Genomic DNA, 20,388 nt, shown 5'->3' on the forward strand with positions numbered 1-20,388 from the left:
CCCATCTTTTCCTCCGTTTACGTTTGGAAACAGGTCATTGATTTTGTCATCCCCGGATTTTGGTGATGAGCCAAAAATTTGTTATTGATGCCTTTTTCTCTTTATTCTAAGATTAGCTTAATATAATTTTTTAAGGAGTTTAAGCAATGACAGATCGGTTCATTTTTTTCGTTTTGGGTGACATTGAATTTCTTAGCTTGATGGGCATGTGAGGTGACCCCTGTAAGCTCCCCGATCTATGGGAGCTTACAGACTGTTAGTCGCTTCAATTTTAGGGACGATGAACCGCGGGATCAAAAAACCTTTTGTTTGAATCAATTTCATAAATCGAAAGCCTTACTGGGCTTGAAATTTTAAGGCATAAAAAAAGGAGTACCTCCCCAAATCTCGAAGTGTTTAGTACCACTACCACATACTAGAGAGAGAAAGGAAGAACTCCAGATGTATAGTATTCGACATTACAACCATGAACGCATTCATCAATCGGATACAGCACGCCATCTGATTTTGAATGCCAGTACTACTTTAATACGTTAAATTATTAAATTCTGTGTCTACTATCTTGACAGAGGTCCAAAAATAACAAAAGTAAATAAAACACGAATTTTATTAGATTGGAATGATAACATGAATTTAATGGAACTAAGAATACCACAAGGTTTCGCTATTTATTATAATAGGTTTTATGATGTTGAACCGATATCAGACCCCAATGAAGATGATTTCTTAACAAATTGGACATTCTTTACACAAGACCTACTTCAAATAAGTAAAATGGAAATTGAAAAAGGGAGTTGGAATGTACCTAAAGATGAAAATAGAAGGATACATATTGTTTTAGGGTGGTATCCAGATTCAAGAGCGAGCGGCGAGTATGGATTAGCAATCACTAATGGGAAATGGGATACGCTAATGGAAATTAGTTCAAGGGATAGGTTTGAGATAAAACAGACGCTTGAAAAATGGTTAGAAAAGTTGAACGAAGATCAGAATTATTTAAAAAATGGTTGATGTTTAAGTTGACTTAAGCTTTATTTATCTTTAGAGGAAAAAAGGTTGAAGCCGTCATACCACATACCCATCAAGTTAAGCTATAGGCTTTAGATGAACGCAAGGTATCTTCAAGCATTTTAGTAAATTTTGATGATCATGGATTTCCGTATCCTAAAAATAGGTACAATAAAGAAACAATGAACTGGCCATTTTCAAAAAAATGATCTATGCTGCTTGTTTTCTAGATATGGTACTTTCGTAGACGACACCTAAAAGGGGTCAGCTCACGAAAAGGAAAATAATGCACGCTAAGCCCCGATATGTCCAGTTAAAATGCTTGCCAACCTTATGGTTGTAGTCCTATGTCAAGTTGAAGTGCACTTGTAATTGGCGTCAAGTCACAGTCAAAATAGCGTCTAGATAGGGTCGATTTAACCTTTTTCTGACGGCTTATTCGCTACTTCTATGACTCTAGTCATTTGCTGCTTCCTTCCTTGCCGTTCCATATTGGATATGTTTTGTTTCGTGACGGGCCAAGCGACACATCACGACGGTTTTCCGTCTTCAACTCCACAGGGACATTGGCCCTTCTTGCGATTGCAAACAAATGATGTAAAAACGAATCCCAGTCGTCTTCGATGGCACGGTAACGCAGTGACGATAGGGCCACTTCCTTGCCGTTCTGCTGTATAACCGCCACATGAATGTTCAATCTCCCGCGTCCTTCCACCGTCGGATCGACGACAATCCGACGAACGGACGATAGTTCCAGCCGCTTATGTCCAATTGTCATACAAGGGGGCTGCTGTTCGAAGACAACGAGCCTCCGCTTCGTACCGAACGTCACCCGATCCGACGTACGAAACGCTTGTTTAGCTGTCTGCCATTTGCGTACCTTCTCCGCATTGCGCTCCCGGTTGCAGTCTAGCAAGTAATTCGCCACAACCACCTCACGCGCATAGTCTTCCAAATCGAGCCGGTATATCCCTTTGGCAGTGCGTACATCGTATACGGACATCCACGAAGTGATCAAGTTATTGCGGCGGTAGTGCTGGTTCACTCCCAGAATGTCGCTGCTTCTCCATGCAACATCGTTGCCGTTGAGACGAAAACAAAGCGATCCATCCTCAAAACGCAGTTGCTCTGGCTTATGCTCAGAACGTTTGGCAAGGCGTGGAAAGGCGCCAACAATGGTTAGGACAAACACGCTGCCGCAAATCCATGCATTGAGACGCTGCATTCCGAGAAAAGAACTGCTGCTCCAAGAGCCGATCAAGGTAAGCAGCTCGAACACAAGCAGCACGACATAAAGGGCTGCTGCAAAAAGCAGCCCCATCTTGATCACATCAAACAAACGTTTCGAGTAGGGCTCAAGCTGAAATTCCTGATCCTTCATTGAGATGTGATACTGCAAAGTCCCCCAGTTCTTTCGCCTGCTATTCTTCATTCTGTTCACCTCTGCCGACTGAATGATTGCCCTACACCATGACGTAATAAATCGTTGAAGTTAATATACCATAAGGAGTACCGTTAGGAAAATGCGGATTTACAATGTTAAGGGATATACACGATTTTATGCACACTAAACGGTAAGCCATAAACGTGTAAATATTGATGTATCAAGTGTTTGCGCTTCCTGTATAAAAAGCTGTATAAATAATGTTCATAGGAAAAGCCAAAGCGGGTAAATGTACTAACAAAACGCTCCCCAGCCGCTTTAAATACTGCTAAGTCCTTTCCGTTGCTTCGAGGCTGTTCTACTGTTGAAACAAGCACCTCGTCACCTTCTAATAGCCCTAGAAACTCGTTGTCATTCGCTATTTCTAATTTGAATCCATTCATTTTGCTTCCTCCATCTTATACGTATTTTTTTCTCTTAGAATTTCTTTAATATGATTAATCGTGTCCAACGCGCCATTATCATAGGCAACTTCTTCATAAACTTCTATTAGTGCTTTGTGTGCTTCCCGGTATGCAATCACTTTGCTAATTTCTTCTTCTAACCCATTAGTAACTAATACTTCGGTTATAGCGTTATCAGCTGCTGCTTTCGCATCCCACAATTCATTGAAACGTGGATGATCAGTTACAGAATACATATCGTTTCCTCCTTCTTTTCCAACTCTGCTGCTTTTTGTTTTATCAACTCAGTAACTTCGATTAAACCTTTCCCTTTATAGTCTATTTCAAAAAGATTAGCTGCATATTTCACCGTATATACCAGAGCACCATCCTCTTCAAACATAAAGCGTTTATAGGCCTCTAAAGAAATAGTAGCTTCACGTTCACTCTTAACTTTTTCTTTCCATTCATGTAGTACATTATCTTCCGTTTTGTATATAAGTTGCAAAGTTAAAATACCTGCTGTGTAATCACTATAAATCAAGAAACTATCACTATAATATTTACTTTTCACGCCTCTCACCCAATCTCTGTATTTGTTTTCAAAGCAACCTTTTCGAAAGCTCAAATTTACTAAAGTTAACTATCTTTTCCACAATTATGACCAAAAAACTAAAAATCTATTACATGAGATTAAAATACATATCTTTTATATGTCTCCCTTATTTTTCATAGGTGACTTCTTTTTGAGGTCCGACATAACAAGCCCTTCTTCTTTTCATCCAATTTTACTTTCCAACATGCTTTTTATACGCAATCTGTTATTACAGTAATACAAATAAACCTCAATCGCATTGATAGCCGCTACTAACGCATTCAACTCTGTTAGCAACTCACTATCTTTCGCTTCTTTCCATTCTTCTCCAGCTGTATAGAATTGTTCTTTGAGATAATCAAGTGTGTTTTGTAAACGCATATAGTTTCTCCTCTTCTCTGAGTCGCTTTTAAATTTGCTGTGTGAGCAACTTCATATAGCCTTTTAGCATGGCTCATGTTATTTTCTGGCGTTCTTGTGATGATAGTACCTTCATACATTCACCTACCTTTATGTTGCATGTCGGCTATTTCTAGTCCATTCACCGACTAACCGTTGATGGTTGTTTGTTAGTTATCGTTATACAAATAGTAAAATAAAAAGTTTACTTTTGTCGATTATATATTTAACTTATTTTATTTTTATTTTACTTTAGTAAATATTTTGTTATACTTACAATAGAGAGAAGGAAGAACTAAATGTTAACGGCAACAGAAAAATTAAAGGTTATTCTTAAAAGAAAGAATATGACCGTTAAGGAGTTAGCTGATCTTTTGGGAACCAGTCGACAAAACCTACATGGTAAACTTTCTAAGGATAATTTAAGTGAGAATGATTTAAAGAAGTTTTGCGAAGTATTAGATGTTAAATATGAAATTAATTTCATATTGGAAAATGGTGACAAAATCTAATAGCATCACAAAAAGCATCTACTCTTTTGAGCAGATACTTTTTGTATTTTGGTTTGTTAGTTATAATGTCATGTCGATAAGTTCTATAGAGGTTGTGTTTCAACGCAGCTTTTGGGTATAGTAAATCAACTAGTACCAATGGGGTACCACTAAGAAGGGATACCTCAACTCACCCCAATTTAACGGTAGTGTCAGAGTTAGATTGCTCCTATAGCCTTAGTTTAAGTGCATTCTTAAAAAAATATCTTTAAAGAAACATCCAACTTATCTTTATATAATGGAATTTTAAATTCTTCATGTATAAATGTTGTTTTCCTCTAATACTATGACCCACTATGTACATCCATCTTACGGAAATAAGCTAAACTGACAATTAATGGAATGACGAAATAAAAGACTAAAGAGCTAATAGAAGGTACAGATATTTGTAGACTATGTTCTGAGAATCCAAGCTTACCTGCTATACTATATAGTGTCATAGTTGCAGCCGTAGAGGGAAACAGGTGTCCAAGTTTAAAGCTTGCTAATACTCCACCTATTAGTGAGGTAGCTACTCCAAATCCTGTACTTAAAATATAATTTTTGCTTAAAATGGTAAGGAAAGCGGCAATAGGTACAAATGCAAATTCCATAATAATCAAAATAACATAGAACTGAATATATTTAATTACCATCTCTATGTTTAGACCCGGAATATTAGTAAGTAAACCAAAGATTATTGTAAAAATGAACGACATTGTTATCGATGTGGTAATCAAAATAAAGATTGCTAACATCTTTCCGATAAAAAATTTATAAGCTGCATAGGGGTAGGCTAATAAATTATTTATCGTTTTATCGAGATATTCGTTTGCAAAAACATAACCGGTGAACAAGGATGCGATAGCTGGCCCCATTAATATTGACCAAAATACTGCATTATTTATTAAAGCGTTATGCCAATCCTTTGCATTAAATCCGCTTAATATCGCAGTTATAATAGCCGCAAGCGGGATAACAATAAATACAAGCGACCTTTTAAGTTTTACAATTTCAGAATATAAAATGCTAAGCATTATTCTCACCCCCAGTTAATTTCAAGAAATAGTCCTCTAGGGTATCTTTAGAAATTTTTATTTCAGCTACATCAATGCCATTTTTCACAAATATTTTATTAATAGCCGGGGAATTTTCCAAACTTTCGTAAATCCGAATAATTCCTGGCTCTATTATAGAATAATTTTCAATCGCAAAATGATTCTCCAATAAATAAGCTGCTTTTTTATCATTGCTTACTTTTGCTTCGATGAAGTGTCGGTTTCTTTCCTTTATGGCTTCATACCCTACCTCTTCGAGTAGATGCCCATTATTAATAATCCCGATTCTTGTTACCATTTGGTGAATTTCACTCAAGATATGACTGGATACTAGAATTGTTATTCCATGAGTTTTAGCCAAATCTATGATTAATTGCCTTATTTCCTTAATACCCACAGGATCAAGGCCATTCGTCGGCTCATCAAGTATTAAAAATTCAGGTTTATGAAGTAGCGCGCGAGCAATCCCTAATCTTTGCTTCATACCAAGTGAAAAACCTTTTACCTTTTTATTAGAAACATGCTGCAGATTTACCAATTCCAATACTTCGTCTATTCTTTTTTTATCGGATACTCTCATTAGTCTGCGATGCATTTCAAGGTTTTCCCTTGCAGTTAGATTTTGATATGACCCAGGAAATTCAATAATAGTTCCTATCCTCTCAAGAAAAGCTTTATTTCCTCTGGAAACTGGATGGCCGAATATTTCAACATTTCCAGATGTAGGATTGATCAGTCCTGTAATCATACGAATCAACGTAGTCTTTCCTGCACCGTTTTTTCCAATAAACCCATAAATATCACCTTTTTTAATCGTCATATTTACATTTTCTACGGCTGTAATGTCTTTGTATTTCTTTGTTAGATTATAGGTCTTTAAGATATAGTCCATATTATATTTAGGACCCTCCTTTCTACAAAACTAACTATATCAATTAAATCTTTCTACGTTTTAATAAAAGTCTTACATTTTTCTTACATAGCTTTAATTGGTTTTTTTAGAGAAAAAGAAAAAACTGTTTTACCTTCAATCCCACTTGTAACAGTAATATTCCCATTTTGCATTTCTACTAATCTCTTTACGATGGCAAGTCCCAGTCCGTTTCCCCTGGATTCTGGATTTCTTGAATATTCTCCAGTATATGTCCTTTCAAAAATATGATTAATTTGAGTTTTGCTTATTGTTACTCCTTTATTCCATACATCCACCCAAATCCAATCTTCTTCTTCTCTTAGTTCGATGCCCACTAATTTTCCTTTTTTACCGTAACGCAATGTATTGGATAATAAATTACCTAATATCCTTTTAATGCTCATCGGATCACCAAGGACATAAAGAGGAGAGCAAGGGATATTGATTTGAGGTGTTATGTCCTCTTTTTCAAAATCATTATAAAAGTCGAGCAGAGTATCTTGTACAACTTCCGATAAATCTATCTTTTTTATTTCTATAGTTATATCTCCTGCATCTATTTTTGCAAGATCGAAAAAATATTCGATCAAGTCTAACATATCTTTCCCTTTTCTTTGAACAATGTTTAAACATTCTCCTCTCTCTTCTTCTAATATCTCATCATTCTGAAGCACTTCAATGTATCCTAATAAAGAAGTCAAAGGAGTACGTAAATCATGTGATATATTAGAAACCATTTTTCTTCTTTCTTCTTCTGTCCGCTTTGCTTTAACTTCTAGATCGTTTACTTCTTTAATGATTCTATTTAAATAACTGCTAAGTTCTCTAATATTCTTTGAGGTAGGTTCAACACGAAAATACTGATTAAAGTTTCCTGTGCAAACCTCTTTTAAAATATTATTTATCTTTTTTATTCTTCTTACAGTTCTGAGCCATAGATAAAAGAATCCTATGAGTAAGAAACTCGTTATAATCAATAAAAACTCTAGCTCCATTAAGATATCCCCTTACATCAAAAAATTACCTAATCCTTTTTGAGTCTATAACCGATACCCCAAACTGTTTGAATATAATCGGGGTTTGATGGATTATCTTCGATTTTGGAACGCAAGCGGTTAATTTGTACCATGATAACATTGTCCTCCCCAAGATATTCATCTTTCCAAATTGCCCTGTAAAGCTGAGGTTTTGAAAAAACTTTATTGGGGTTTTCAATAAATACCCTCAGGATTTCAAACTCTTTAGCTGATAGAGCAATAGGCAAATCGTCTTTGAATGCCTCGTAGGTTTCTAAATTCAGAAGTAAATTTTTAAATTTCAGCATATTATGTAATTCTTGATTCGAACCATTGAGAAGTACAAAACGGCGTATTTGTGCGTTTACTCTTGCCAATAGTTCTCCAACGGTAAAGGGTTTAGTGATATAATCATCCGCCCCTAAATCTAATGCCTCAATTTTGTCTATTTCATCGCTTTTTGCAGATACAATTAATACAGGAACATTTTTTTGTTTTCTAATGATCTCTATAATTGTGTAACCATTTATTTCAGGTAGCATAAGATCTAATATAATCAAGTGATAATCATTAGAAGTAAGTATTTCCAACGCTTCTTTTCCATTAAAAGCAGCGTGAACACTATAATTTTGTTTTTGAAGATATCTCGATATGAGGTTACTAATATCTAAATCATCTTCAACGATTAGTATTTTATGTTGACTCATTATATTTCCTCCAGAATTTTCAGTTAAGTACTATATTATTATTCTATAAGAACTTTGGGAATATCATGCGCTTATACCCTATTCTATATTATATCCATTACTTTCTATTTGTTCGTAGTTTAATTTCCAATTCTCAAATAATAAGCTCAAATTTGAGCGCATCTCCAAAGTTGATGTCACCCTTTTATGGAGATGTAAAATGTTTTAACGAAGGGAGAAAAAAATTAAAGTTCTTTTGAATCGAAAAGATATGTCTGTTCAAGATTTAGCCGAACTACTAGGGCAATCAAGGCAAAATATTAATACGAAATTGAAGAAGGAAAATTTCAGCGAACAAGACTTACGAAAAATTTCTAACGTGTTAGAGGTTGAATTTGAAGGCTTTTTCTTCTTAAAAAATGGTGACAAAATCTAATAGCAACACAAAAAAGCATCTACTCTTTGGAGCGGATGCTTTTTGTGTTTATAGGACCATTAGTTGTCACGCCTTCTTGTATGCTCAATAGAAGCTGTATTTCAAAATACTAGCCTTGATATAGGCAATCCACTAATATCTCACTAACGACTTCGAAAATTTAGAAGTGGTGTCTCAGCTATACGTTCAGATTTTAATTCTTCCATACGATTTTCTTTATATGGTTTTATGCTCACATTTGCAACTAATTTATGGCATTACCTCTTGCATAGGCTTAGCTGTATCCAGCCTTTATTGTAGCTTGTTCAACATTTCCTAGTTCAATATAAAAATCAGCGCATGCTTGTTGTTTTGAATTTAATTTACGTTTACAAATAAAACTCTCATCTGAAATCGATGGAAATTATATTTGGTTTTATTTTTCTGTTACAACTGATGCAATATATGGTAAGTTACGATATTTTTCAGCACAGTCAATACCATAACCAACAATAAATTCATCTGGAATTTGGAAGCCAACATATTCTGCTTTTAAGTCAACTTTACGGCGCTCTGGTTTATCAAGTAATGTACAGATTTTCAGTGCTTTTGGCTTATGCATAAAGAAGTGATCTTTTAAGAAGTGAAGTGTTAAGCCTGAATCGATAATGTCTTCTACGACAATTACGTTTTTGTCTGTAATATTGACATCGATATCTTTTAATAACTTAACTTTTCCAGTTGTTTCCGTTTGGTTGCCGTAACTAGACGCAGAGATAAAGTCGATTTTCACTTCATTTTTTATGTGACGAATTAAATCAGCAGCAAATACGAAAGAACCTTTTAATACCACAATTATCACGATTTCTTCACCTTCAAAGTCACGTTCAATTTGTAGTGCTAGTTCTTTTACTTTTGCTTGCAAAGATTCTGCAGAGATTAAAGTATCTTTTATTTCAATGTTCATTATAATCCTCCAATGTTGAAAATTTGCGAACATTTCGACTGTAAAAGATTGCGTGAGAAAAGTCAAAAAGGAGAAATACAAATTTGATAAAGGTTTATGTTAAAAAAGTTAGAATAAAAGTAAACGTAAAGTAACTCCAAAATAAACCGCTCTTCTCTTCATAGCTCCCACTGCTCCTTTAGCTTAGTTAAAAATTTCATCTTGCTACCATCATCACCGCACGCGTCTGGATGAAACTTTTTTGAAGCCATTCGATAAATTTCATGCAGCATCTCCTTTTCATCTTCGTTGTAGGTACTAGATGAAGCAGTTGAGTAACTACTACCGCCACCGCCTCCACTATAATACTTTTCATAGTCACGCTCGAATGCTTCCTCACTACGTCTTCTATATTCTTCTTGCACTTTTTTCTTAACCTTATAATTTTGTGATCAGTAGTGGTCTACAATTTTGCAGAGTTCCAAATGGATCTTTATCTAACGAACCTCAAAATTTATGGTTCGTGTCTTGTATAGTTTTTCATTACTCTCAATAAAGGATTCTTTCCGTCAGTAAACTCAATTGCAATAAGCTGTAACCTTTTATTTTTCATAAAAATCCCATAATTCTCTCTTCTCTTATCAAAGACTTGGATGTGGTATATTATTACCGAATCTAAATTACTCAATATATCCAAAATTATTAGTAAGTACCATTTTTCTTACAATAGCTTTTGAAGAAAGTTGAGCCAATGGGGGAAATATTTTTGAAAAACTTATCAATTAGAAAGAAAATTCTAACTCTCATTACGTCCGCTGTTATTTTTTTGCTAATTATTTCAAGTGGTGGTTTTTATAACATTAACGATATGGCAAAAAGATCTAGTGAAATGTACGATGAATCACTTTTGCCAATTCAATATATCGGTCAAACTCGAAATGACATTCGTGCGATGGGTTCTTTCGTTTTAGAGCTCATGATTACTACGGATGCAAATCGTAATGCCGACCTACAGACTAACATCTCAGAGAGAGTTGAAAATCTTAAAGACTCAATCGTGAAATTCGAAGCCTCTTACAATGGAGATGAAGATGAACAAAAACTGTTAGCATCTCTTAAATCCAATGTCGATGATTATTTGAGCACCATGGCAGATGTTATTGATTTGGCTAGTCGGAACCAAAAAGACAAAGCCTATTCTATGTACACCACAACTTTAGCTGATTTTGGTGAGAATATGGCAAGTGATGCACGCAATCTTATGACTCTATGTTCTGAAGATGCCGATCAGCTAAATGAAGAAAATAAACAAAGTCTATCCACTACTATGCTTATTTCTGCCATTCTCTCTGTTGTGGCCATTATTTTCTTTATTACATTAGCATTATGGATTGGACGTTTAATTGTAAATCCAGTTAAAGAGTTGCAAGCTAATATGTTAAAAGCAGGCGACGGTGATTTGACTGTGCAAGGTACCTATTCATCCAATGACGAAATCGGTCAATTAACCCAATCATTTAATACGATGATTAATAATATTCGTAATACAGTAACAAAAGTGACCGAAACTGCTAATCATGTAGCCGCAGCATCTGAAGAATTGAATGCTAATGCAGCAGAAACTACAAAAGCAACAGAGATGGTTGCAAATACGATGGAAACTATCGCTCATGGATCAGTAGAGCAACTAAACAATGTCTCTAACACCGTCAATACCGTCAATGAGCTTTCAACAGGTGTACAACAAGTAGCTGGAAATGCTCAAGCTGTAAGTGAACTTTCAGGTGATTCTTTATCTTTAGTGATAAATGGTATAGATGCCGCGAATCAAATGAATCAACAAATGATGGACATCACAGAACGAGTAAATGGCTTATCCGAAGTTGTCGACGTGTTAGGCAAACGTTCTAATGAAATCGGTCAAATTATTGATTCAATCACAGCAATTGCTGAACAAACAAATCTCCTTGCCCTGAACGCCGCAATTGAAGCCGCACGTGCTGGCGAGCATGGAAAAGGCTTTGCTGTCGTTGCAGATGAGGTTAGAAAATTGGCAGAACAGTCCGCTATTTCTTCAAACCAAATTGAAGTGTTGATTTCAGAGACGCAGAAAGATACTCAAAAGGCTGTTGAATCAATGAAGTTAGTAACAACGGGAGTTAATGAAGGGATTAAAACAACAGAAAATACACGTACAACTTTTGCTTCAATTCAAGGTGCCATTCAAAGTGTTACGATGCAAGTAGAAGAAGTATCTGCAGCGGTTGAGCAAATGGCCGCAGGAACTGAAGAAATTGTTGGTAGTATGAATACAATCCATTCCATAACTAAATCTACTACAGCTGGTACAGAGAGTATTTCTGCTACAACTGAAGAACAAATGGCATCTATGGAGGAAATTTCATCATCTGCTTATGCACTTGCAAACTTGGCAGAAGAGTTAAGAGACATGGCAGCTCAATTCCGAGTATAGTACGATTATCGCAGGCAAGCCCCACTTTAAACATTTAAATGTGACTTCATATATTTTTCAAAAAAACAATATCAGTTATATAAAAGAAGCGGCTAGATCATTTTTCGATCTAAACCGCTTCTTCTCTTTATAACTAACTTCCCCTATTTCCGTTAGTTTGGACAAAAACCTACATTACTACCATCATCCCCTGATACATCTGGAGTGAAACATAGCTATATAATTCCAAACTCGTAAAATACAAAAATACGTCCTTTCTTCCAACGGCTCAAGAAAGGACGTATTTACTATTTCTGATAACTCTAGAAAAATCTTATTAAGGATATATATTGAAAATAGTGTAATTATCGGATTAGAATCACATCTTTAGATCATAACTTAATAATTATGGCATCTCCTAAACTATAATTATCAATACTAGTTGCTTCTCATGAAATACCATTTTGGATTCTTTTTGTGCAGTTTTATTAAATAATATACACAGAATACAAGTATTATTGCTGAGATGATAAGATAGGCCTTATCCTGATAAGCCCCCATGTTAGCATTAGCATAGAATAAATGCTCTTTCCCCATACTGTCATCGTTAAATTTAAACAACGTCTCGGACGCGTTATAAACCCCATGAATTACCATACTTTTATATATACAATTACTATCAACAGCAACTAAAAATAATAAAAATCCAAAACAAAGAGCATACGTCAAAAATATTGGATTAAATCCACCCAAGGAATGCATGAGAGAAAATAGAATAGAGGTAAAAAGAAAGACAAGTAAAAGATTGTATTTTTTCACGAGCCATTTCGTTAAAAACCCTCTAAAAACAAGTTCCTCTGCGCCGCCCTGGATAAGGTAAGTAACAAAACATAATAAAACATATAGATAAACATTAAAATTAGAGATTTGTTCTGTAAATCCGATTTGAACATTAAATATAAGAGAGTATATATAGATACCTACAAAATTAATAAACATACCAATCGCTAGACCACTAAGTATATTCGAAATAATCTTATATGACCGATCTCTGGTAAATCCTATACTAGAAATCGGGTTCTTAAATATGTAAACATACACTAGCAGCAACAACCATATTCCAATAAAAGCACAAATGACTCCTACAAAACGATAGATAGAACCAGTTTCTGAAGTAGAATTAAAGATAGTTTGAAGTGGAACACCCACTATTAATTGCGTTCCATAAAAGAGAACCATGATACCAACACTACATATTAAAAGATATATCCAACTAGGTATTTTATCTACAAATTTATTATTTCTGTTGTCTGATTTATTTTTAAGTAGCCATAAATTTTCCACACGTTAATCCTCCTCTATATTTTTAGAAGTTCCCATTCTAAAAAATATTATTTCTTCTTAAACCCTTATTTATTAAATCGGATAGTAAATGAACCATCTAATAACTTACATAAAGATAACATTCTTGTACATACCCATTTTTACTAGCTAAGTCTCATGTTTCTTTTATAGCCCCCGAATGAACATTATTATTTTTTTGGGGCAATATAAACGCCACTCACAAAAATAGAACGTATGCTCTTTTCACTAACATTCTTATTTAAGTAAGTGTTTTATAAAAAAATAATTTATACACCTTTATTGACTAATACTCCATTAATGTGTAATATTACACCATAAGAGAAGAAAGGATGTAATATGGATAAAAGAGAATTTATAAATTTGATAAATAATAAATTAAAACTCATTCGCATAGAAAATAATTTTTCACAAGAAAAAATGTCTGAAATTGTTGGTCTATCAAAGAAAACACTGATTGAAATTGAAAAAGGTAGAAGCTCCCTAACATGGGCAGGTGCGGTTTGTATTGCAACACTTTTTGAACATAGTGAAATCATTCAAATGACGTTTGGTGGGGATGTTAACGAAGTCATTAAGACAGTTGCATTTACACACTTCGAAATAAGCCTTCCAAAGACTCTAGGAGGGAAAGTATGGTGGCGACAATTAAGAGAATTCAACGGTTATAAAATACAACAAAATATTCTTTCTCAACATTATAGAGTACTGGATAAAGAGAACCATAGAATATGTTGTTCATTCGAATTAGATGAAATCGAATTAAGATTTAAAGAAATAACAAATAATTAACAATGAAGGGAAGAAAATCATTATGAAAAAAACAATCATTACATCATTAGCTATCCTTATCTCAATAGGAGGATTAACAACTGCTTTAGCAAGTACAAAAACGGGAATCTCACAAGATGAACTTACGTATCTTAAGTCAATAAATCCATCTATTACAATGTCAGAAGGAAATTCACTTAAACAACAAAGAAAACAATTAGATGATTTGCATAAACAAGTAGAGGAATTAGAATTTGACTATGGGATCCTTGTTGATAATACTAAAAATCCAAATAAAGAACCAAAAAAACTAGATGAGTTAACAGCTGAGAAGCGTAAAAAGCACTCTCAATTAATTGATAAAGTTTGGAGTAAAGAATTGCAATTTTTAGATGCCCAATATAAGGCAGGCCTTATAAAAGAAGATGACTATAAAATAGAAAAGAAAAATTTTGAAGAGTTAAGAGATAACAATTAATTGAAATGAATAGCCTAAAAAAGACCAAGACGGCAAATGATCTTGGTCTTTTTTACTTACTATGTCGCTGTTGTATCGTAATATACAACCCTACAAAAAGGTTCTGCATGTGTACCAGCAAAGTTTGTGGCGATTAACAATGTTCTTTCTCCTCTCTTTCTTTCAAGTTAATATTGGACTGTTGTAGGGTTTAACAAGTTATCTCTCTTTAGTAGATTTATAGGAATACGAAATCTTGTTCTCCTCGTTTATAGCCCCCACTGATCTTTTAAATTGGTTAAAAGCTTCATCTTACTACCATCATCACCGCACGCATCTGGATGAAACTTTTTTGAAGCCATTCGGTAAATTTCATGTAGCATCTTCTTTTCATCCTCGTTGTAGTTACTTTGTGAAGTTGTATAGTAACTACTACTATTACCCGAATAATTACTGTAGTTACGTTTGAAACTTTCCTCGTAACTACGTCTCGCATATTCTTCCTGTGCTTTCTTTCTAACCTTTAATTCCTCTAAGTAAGCTGGGTTACGCAACGTACCAAATACGTCATAGCAATACCGATATTCATCTGATCCATATTCCTTTTCAAAGACTACCTCGGTTGCTCTATGTGCATCAAGAATTGCTTTTTGTTCTTTTTTCACTTTGTACTCTTCAGTTTGTTGAAACTCTTCTTCAATTTTTGCAATGAGTAGATCAAGCTTCTCATTAATTATTTGATAAATTACTTCTTCGCTCATATCTACTTCAGAAGATAAATTTTTTATTTTAGAATCCGCACAATCATACAAACTATATTCCAATAAATCATAGTAGCTCATTGTACAAATAGCCCATTGTTTCTTTTTCACTTTGCCATTCTCTCGGTAGCTGTGATGAATACTAATTTTATAAGCATCTAATACAGGTCTTTCAAAACGTTCATCGCTGTATGTGTAACCGTATGACGTCTTAGGTTCTTCACCAGCAAAGCCAAATGTTGTCTCACTAACAATGATTTCTTTACGTGTGCCATACGGATCCGGCTTCTTCTTTTGTATTTTCTGAATGACACAAAACATGTACGCTACTCCTTTCTATGTAGTTACTCACGGAACATGTATAGTACCTAAAATACTAATAACAAGAGGCTGCCTTATGGAAGCGGTCTTTTACTATAAACTTATCAGCATAGTTCTGTAACGCTCTTTCAGATAAATCAACCCGTCCATACTGCTTTTCTTTCTCCTGTCGTTTCTTGATTTCATTATCGAATGAACCGTCACGATCCCCATAATCCGAAAATAACTCATCCTCATCCATTGCTTCTATCTGTGCATCCCATTCAGTCACCGACAATTCGTAAGCCTCTTCTTTTATTTGGTCACGTTCTAAAACAAAGCTCACACACTCTCTCAGCGTTTTTAATACATCAGGGTATAAATCAACAGGATTTGCTTTCCAAGTCTCATATTGTGCTCGCTCGTCATCATAGAGAAGGGAAACTGCTTCTTCTAATACTTCAATTCGTTTTTTCACTTTTTCCATGCGTTGATTTCGTTTTTCATAAAGCTCCACCAGATAAATAGCATACTCTTCAACATGACACGCCAATTTGTAAATGCGTCCGCTACCATAATCGAAACCTGTTATCGTTGGAGCAATACCTCCATAAGCTTCCTGTCGCTCCGCTTGATATACTCGTTCGATTTCTTCTAATTCTTGTTCTGCATGTAAGTACGCCCAAAATTGGCTGTCTGTTAGCATGCTATCACCCTTTCATTCGTTGTTCTCTTGCTTTTAAGCGGTCAACCATACTTCGTTGTTTAGTGGTTGATAAATCTTCTGAACGGACTTCCTGAGAGTTTAGAAAAAAATGGTGAAAACAAATACTCTTTAAAAACAGCCACAAACTTAAAAATGAAACTTATGTATTTATCAATGAATATACAGGCTATTCTATTTCTAATAGCAATGTACTTTACCATTTCAATAAATTAAAAACAAGAACTGGATTCAACAATTTTACAATTCATGGTTTAAGGCATACCCATGCAACCATTTTATTAAATGAGGGACAAAACGTAAAAGAAATCGCTAAACGTTTAGGAAACACCGTAGACATGATCTATAAGATTTACGGCCATGTATTGAAGGAATTAGAGGAGCAGTCTGTAACATTGTTTAGTCAAAGCTTATTGGCAAGTCGGGCAAATTTTGGGGCTAACAACTAGTCCCAAACGCTCTGAGCCCTTGATACAAAGGGGATTCTTGAAACTTCAAACTAGTATGAATTATACTATGAACCTTATACAAACCACAACAATAGAACGGCATAAATGCTGTTAAATCAATGGTTATTCTAAATAGTGTACCATTTCCTCTGCGAATCAATGTGAAAACGAGAAAGAATGCTAAAGATTTTACCTCTATTCTTAACAAAAAATAACCAGCTACACCTAGACATGGTGCACGCTGGTTATCTCATTACTAAATTATATGTTTATTGTTTGTTGAATAAGCTTTGTTAACGAATTAACACCTTTTTGTTCTAAATGTACGCCGTCTGGAGCAAAAAATTCTGGATGGTTGATAGCAGCTGAATGCCAATCAATCAATGTAATATTATCATGCTCTTGAGCTTTTTGTTGTAATGAATAATTTACTTTACTTTCCCATGGACGCGGTACTCGAGTATTCACTAAATAAATATCGGCATTGGAGAAAGATTCAAGTAGTGCATCAATTTGATCACTCGTAAAGAAACCATTTGTGCCAAGCTGAATAATAACTGCTTTATTTGGCTGATTATAACTAGCGTAATTTGGTGCTAGTTTTACAGCTTGTGAAACTTGGCGACCAATCTTTGCATCGATTGTAATGTTCGGATAGATATTATGTAAGCTTGTAGCAATATCTATCGTTAAAGAATCTCCAATAGCTAATATTCCATTATAGGATTCATTTATAGAGTTAGCAGTAGTAGCATGTTCTCCTTGCTTAGGTTCTTCTACGTCCGATTGCGTGCTAGTGTCAGCTTCTTCATTCTGAACATTCGATGAATCGCTTTCTGATGTTTCTTTTTCCGCTACGGAATCATTATGCTTAGATTGTTCTCCAGCATTTATTTTAATTTCTGTTGGCTTAGATTCATTTGATTGTTTTTGTTCTTCTCCTACAACGCCTGTCATTCCAGTAAGAAATACTAGAAGGAATAGAGGAACAAGCACAGTAGAAATTTTTCTAGCAAACGAAAAGCTGCCCCATCTATTTTTATTAAATACAAAATACTGTCGATAATAGGAGGCGAACCCTTCCTTACGTATTGGCATTTCGATAAAACGATACGATAATTCAGCAATAATCAAAATAAGAACTAGCTGTAAAGCAACACGCCAGTATACAGGATTACCTATCTCCTGGACAGGAGTACCTAACACCATGATTGGGTAATGCCATAGATAAATTCCATATGATCTTGAACCAATCCAACGTAGAGGCTTCAAAGAAAGTAATTTTCCTAAAATGCTAATTGGATGGCATACACACGCTATTAATATCGCTGCATTCAAACAGAAAAGGAACATGCCTCCTCTATATAAGAAAGTTTGATATTCATCGACAAAAATAATACTTACAATGAAAATACTAAAAGCTATCAAACTTATAGCATTTAGTTTATTGACATGGTCAGTAGATAGTTTTTGAGAAGATAATCTTTTCATCGGCCAAACGAGCGCTAGCCAGCAGCCTATAAGTAATTCAAAGGAACGTGTATCTGTCCCGTAATATATACGGCTAGGATCAGCTCCTGGCTCATACAGTATGCCCATTAACACAGCTGAACATAATGCACCGATAAAGATAAAAATGGCTAATTTACTCTGTTTTTTAACAATATAAAGCCCTAGCATTAACAGAATTGGCCAAATAAGATAAAATTGTTCCTCAATCGCTAAAGACCATAAATTTTTTATAGGTGAAGGGGATCCAAAACTATCAAAATAAGAGAGTTTATGAAAAATGAACCACCAATTACTTGAATAAAAAATAGAGGATATTGCATCTCCGCGCAATGTATTAAGAAGTTCCTTATGAAATAAGGTTGCCCACGCGAATGAAGTAATGATCATAACGTACGCAGCAGGTACTAGGCGTCGAAACCGCCCAATCCAAAATTTCCCTAGCCCTACCGTTAACTTATTTCCATTTGAAGGCAAAATAGTAGAGGTTATTAAGTAACCTGATAAAACAAAAAAGATATCAACTCCTAGGAACCCACCACTGGCCCATTTGAAGTTAAAATGATAAGCTATCACAGCTAGTACTGCTAAAGCTCGAATCCCATCTAATCCAGGGATATAACGACGATTATGATTGACTGCCTTGCCTGACATAATATTCCTTCCTCTTCTTCCGATAATCTACAAACCTTTGTGTAAACTTTAGTATAAAACCAATTATCGTCCCCTTTTAACTAATGATTCGGTGCATTCACTTATATAAATGACGGATGAGTATAAATAAAAGTTTACATAAAAATGATATCTTTAAATATTCTTTTGATCACATAAACAACTCGAAAAAATAACTTCTCATATGTATGTTTCCCTTCATCCTTTAAAATAAAGGTGAATCTTTTTCATATTTTATCCATCAAAAAAGCATCTCCAAAATGGTAGATGCTTTGAAAGCGTATTTCGCCTATTGCATATGCCGCTACAAAACTTTTACAACTCATAGTCACATCTTATGTGTTTGACTCAAAAAATTATAAGACAAGAAATGAATAATTAAAAGGCTTTACAACTATTTTCCCCAAAAAAAATTCCTGGTATTTTTGGCTAACAATCATCCAATTTCCATACTTTGTCCAAAAATATTAAGTGCAACCCCCTTAAAAAAAAAAAAAAAATTGGCAAAAAGGAGGATATAAAAAGTCCAGCTTTTCACCAATTCCAATATTATTGTATTTTAATCTAGCAGGTATGTTGATTCACTATTTCTATCCACTTGAATTAATTAGAAGACGCTGATTATTCTTATTTTCCTGTATTGAAGGATTTTGCAATAGCTTTTCCTATTACAGCAATTGTACGATTCAATTCTTCTTTTGTATTGTCTATTCCACCTAGTTCGATTAAGATCATTTCTTTTGTTAAATCTTGATTATAACGTCCATCTACATTGTCACCACTTTTAGATATAACACCTCTAGAAATCTTTGGAACCATTTCATTCATAGCAGCAGATAGACTTTCTGCATAAGCAGTATTCCATCTATAATTCTTATGCTCTGCACCAATGACAATTGCAATCCGTGCGTATGACTCGTTGTTATGTGTTAAGGTTGTCGCATCTCTCTTGGAAGAATCTCGATGAAAATCAATCACTAAATCATAGGATTGCTCCTGTAAACGTTTTGCTAAATAAGGACGTACAAAGTTATAAGAATTCGGAAAACTTTTTCCCTTAAGTTTGAGTTCCTTCATAACATCAACATCTAAAATATCCGTTTGTATACCATTCATGCTAAAATGCTTAGAAATAGTATCTTTTAAATTATAAATATTTGTTTTTTCATCATAATAGGCCGCTTTCCCGCTAACAGCTTTCACTATTGGTTGATATGATTCTTGTGAATGCGTAAATAATAACAAGACTTTAAATGGATCTTTTGTTTGATCTTGCGTTTGCTCTTGCATTTGCTCTTTTGGCTGATCTTGTGTTTGATCTTGCGTCTGCTCTTTTGTCTGCTCCAGTGCACTTTGTTCAGGTAAATTAGTAGCGGCAAACACGACTTGTTTATCCTCTGGTTCTTTAATCGGAGTCGATGCTTGCTTGTTGAACGGAAGTTGCCCAGCAATGACAGGTAATACGAAAAAGAACAATAATAAACCAAATGACCACTGTAGTTTTTTTAGCAAAGTCACACCCTCCTCCCCTTATCGTA

At 34.7% G+C, this 20,388-nt stretch carries 23 protein-coding genes; 7 read left to right on the forward strand and 16 right to left on the reverse strand.

The window, feature by feature from the left end; translation table 11 throughout:
• Positions 1-627 precede the first annotated feature (627 nt).
• Positions 628-1,011, forward strand: coding sequence for a hypothetical protein (locus AMS59_RS15790; protein WP_053484701.1), 384 nt, complete (start codon positions 628-630; stop codon positions 1,009-1,011).
• A gap of 457 nt (positions 1,012-1,468) precedes the next feature.
• On the opposite strand, the gene AMS59_RS15795 is transcribed toward AMS59_RS15790, so the two are convergent.
• From AMS59_RS15795 to AMS59_RS15815, 5 genes are all read right to left on the reverse strand, one after another.
• A complete protein-coding gene (locus AMS59_RS15795) occupies positions 1,469-2,440 on the reverse strand; it encodes a hypothetical protein (protein ID WP_053484702.1) in 972 nt (323 codons plus the stop codon).
• Positions 2,441-2,547: 107 nt separating this feature from the next.
• Complete coding sequence (locus tag AMS59_RS15800) at positions 2,548-2,835, reverse strand: hypothetical protein (RefSeq protein ID WP_053484703.1); 288 nt, start codon at positions 2,833-2,835, stop codon at positions 2,548-2,550.
• The gene (locus tag AMS59_RS15805) at positions 2,832-3,092 is read right to left on the reverse strand and encodes a hypothetical protein (RefSeq protein ID WP_053484704.1); all 261 of its coding nucleotides are present in this window, start codon (positions 3,090-3,092) and stop codon (positions 2,832-2,834) included. The genes AMS59_RS15800 and AMS59_RS15805 overlap by 4 nt, the downstream gene beginning before the upstream one ends.
• Complete coding sequence (locus tag AMS59_RS15810; RefSeq protein ID WP_053484705.1) at positions 3,080-3,409, reverse strand: hypothetical protein; 330 nt, start codon at positions 3,407-3,409, stop codon at positions 3,080-3,082. The genes AMS59_RS15805 and AMS59_RS15810 overlap by 13 nt, the downstream gene beginning before the upstream one ends.
• A gap of 204 nt (positions 3,410-3,613) precedes the next feature.
• Positions 3,614-3,811 carry a hypothetical protein gene (locus tag AMS59_RS15815; protein ID WP_053484706.1) on the reverse strand — a complete coding sequence of 66 codons (198 nt, stop codon included), beginning with the start codon at positions 3,809-3,811 and terminating at the stop codon, positions 3,614-3,616.
• A 317-nt stretch (positions 3,812-4,128) separates the two neighbouring features.
• Between AMS59_RS15815 and AMS59_RS15820 the strand changes: the two genes are divergently transcribed.
• Positions 4,129-4,341 (forward strand): helix-turn-helix transcriptional regulator, encoded by a 213-nt coding sequence (locus AMS59_RS15820; RefSeq protein WP_053484707.1) that lies wholly within the window; start codon positions 4,129-4,131, stop codon positions 4,339-4,341.
• A gap of 323 nt (positions 4,342-4,664) precedes the next feature.
• Here the strand turns inward: AMS59_RS15820 and AMS59_RS15825 are convergent, their stop codons facing one another.
• From AMS59_RS15825 to AMS59_RS15840, 4 genes are all read right to left on the reverse strand, one after another.
• On the reverse strand, positions 4,665-5,396 hold the full coding sequence (locus AMS59_RS15825; protein ID WP_053484708.1) for an ABC transporter permease: 732 nt from the start codon (positions 5,394-5,396) through the stop codon (positions 4,665-4,667).
• Positions 5,389-6,309: an ABC transporter ATP-binding protein gene (locus AMS59_RS15830; protein WP_053484709.1), complete on the reverse strand. Its 921-nt coding sequence runs from the start codon at positions 6,307-6,309 to the stop codon at positions 5,389-5,391. The genes AMS59_RS15825 and AMS59_RS15830 overlap by 8 nt, the downstream gene beginning before the upstream one ends.
• Before the next feature lie 83 nt (positions 6,310-6,392).
• Positions 6,393-7,325, reverse strand: coding sequence for a sensor histidine kinase KdpD (locus tag AMS59_RS15835; protein WP_053484710.1), 933 nt, complete (start codon positions 7,323-7,325; stop codon positions 6,393-6,395).
• Positions 7,326-7,354: 29 nt separating this feature from the next.
• Positions 7,355-8,053 carry a response regulator transcription factor gene (locus AMS59_RS15840; RefSeq protein ID WP_053484711.1) on the reverse strand — a complete coding sequence of 233 codons (699 nt, stop codon included), beginning with the start codon at positions 8,051-8,053 and terminating at the stop codon, positions 7,355-7,357.
• Between the two features lie 223 nt (positions 8,054-8,276).
• On the opposite strand from AMS59_RS15840, the gene AMS59_RS27030 reads away from it, so the two are divergent.
• Entirely contained in the window at positions 8,277-8,468 is a 192-nt protein-coding gene (locus AMS59_RS27030) for a helix-turn-helix domain-containing protein (protein ID WP_369814337.1), read from the forward strand.
• 415 nt (positions 8,469-8,883) lie between these two features.
• Here AMS59_RS27030 and hpt read toward each other — a convergent pair whose 3' ends face one another.
• Both hpt and AMS59_RS15850 read right to left on the reverse strand, forming a co-directional pair.
• On the reverse strand, positions 8,884-9,414 hold the full coding sequence (hpt, locus tag AMS59_RS15845) for a hypoxanthine phosphoribosyltransferase (RefSeq protein WP_053484712.1): 531 nt from the start codon (positions 9,412-9,414) through the stop codon (positions 8,884-8,886).
• Between the two features lie 158 nt (positions 9,415-9,572).
• The gene (locus AMS59_RS15850; protein ID WP_053484713.1) at positions 9,573-9,818 is read right to left on the reverse strand and encodes a hypothetical protein; all 246 of its coding nucleotides are present in this window, start codon (positions 9,816-9,818) and stop codon (positions 9,573-9,575) included.
• Between the two features lie 341 nt (positions 9,819-10,159).
• On the opposite strand from AMS59_RS15850, the gene AMS59_RS15855 reads away from it, so the two are divergent.
• A complete protein-coding gene (locus AMS59_RS15855) occupies positions 10,160-11,866 on the forward strand; it encodes a methyl-accepting chemotaxis protein (protein WP_053484714.1) in 1,707 nt (568 codons plus the stop codon).
• Positions 11,867-12,283: 417 nt separating this feature from the next.
• Here AMS59_RS15855 and AMS59_RS15860 read toward each other — a convergent pair whose 3' ends face one another.
• Positions 12,284-13,189: a CPBP family intramembrane glutamic endopeptidase gene (locus AMS59_RS15860; RefSeq protein WP_053484715.1), complete on the reverse strand. Its 906-nt coding sequence runs from the start codon at positions 13,187-13,189 to the stop codon at positions 12,284-12,286.
• Between the two features lie 357 nt (positions 13,190-13,546).
• Between AMS59_RS15860 and AMS59_RS15865 the strand changes: the two genes are divergently transcribed.
• Together AMS59_RS15865 and AMS59_RS15870 are read left to right on the forward strand one after the other, a co-directional pair.
• Entirely contained in the window at positions 13,547-13,999 is a 453-nt protein-coding gene (locus AMS59_RS15865) for a helix-turn-helix transcriptional regulator (protein ID WP_053484716.1), read from the forward strand.
• A 22-nt stretch (positions 14,000-14,021) separates the two neighbouring features.
• Positions 14,022-14,456 (forward strand): hypothetical protein, encoded by a 435-nt coding sequence (locus AMS59_RS15870; RefSeq protein WP_053484717.1) that lies wholly within the window; start codon positions 14,022-14,024, stop codon positions 14,454-14,456.
• A 248-nt stretch (positions 14,457-14,704) separates the two neighbouring features.
• Here AMS59_RS15870 and AMS59_RS15875 read toward each other — a convergent pair whose 3' ends face one another.
• Together AMS59_RS15875 and AMS59_RS15880 are read right to left on the reverse strand one after the other, a co-directional pair.
• Positions 14,705-15,517: a hypothetical protein gene (locus AMS59_RS15875; protein ID WP_053484718.1), complete on the reverse strand. Its 813-nt coding sequence runs from the start codon at positions 15,515-15,517 to the stop codon at positions 14,705-14,707.
• Positions 15,518-15,572: 55 nt separating this feature from the next.
• Positions 15,573-16,202: a hypothetical protein gene (locus AMS59_RS15880; protein ID WP_053484719.1), complete on the reverse strand. Its 630-nt coding sequence runs from the start codon at positions 16,200-16,202 to the stop codon at positions 15,573-15,575.
• A 122-nt stretch (positions 16,203-16,324) separates the two neighbouring features.
• On the opposite strand from AMS59_RS15880, the gene AMS59_RS24400 reads away from it, so the two are divergent.
• Positions 16,325-16,669: a tyrosine-type recombinase/integrase gene (locus tag AMS59_RS24400; protein ID WP_082337541.1), complete on the forward strand. Its 345-nt coding sequence runs from the start codon at positions 16,325-16,327 to the stop codon at positions 16,667-16,669.
• Positions 16,670-16,930: 261 nt separating this feature from the next.
• On the opposite strand, the gene AMS59_RS15885 is transcribed toward AMS59_RS24400, so the two are convergent.
• The gene (locus tag AMS59_RS15885; RefSeq protein ID WP_053484720.1) at positions 16,931-18,832 is read right to left on the reverse strand and encodes an acyltransferase family protein; all 1,902 of its coding nucleotides are present in this window, start codon (positions 18,830-18,832) and stop codon (positions 16,931-16,933) included.
• 645 nt (positions 18,833-19,477) lie between these two features.
• Positions 19,478-20,368: a stage II sporulation protein P gene (gene spoIIP / locus AMS59_RS15890; RefSeq protein ID WP_234007822.1), complete on the reverse strand. Its 891-nt coding sequence runs from the start codon at positions 20,366-20,368 to the stop codon at positions 19,478-19,480.
• Between the last annotated feature and the right edge of the window lie 20 nt (positions 20,369-20,388).

The sequence above is a fragment of the Lysinibacillus sp. FJAT-14745 genome, assembly GCF_001275675.1.
Classification (GTDB): domain Bacteria; phylum Bacillota; class Bacilli; order Bacillales_A; family Planococcaceae; genus Lysinibacillus.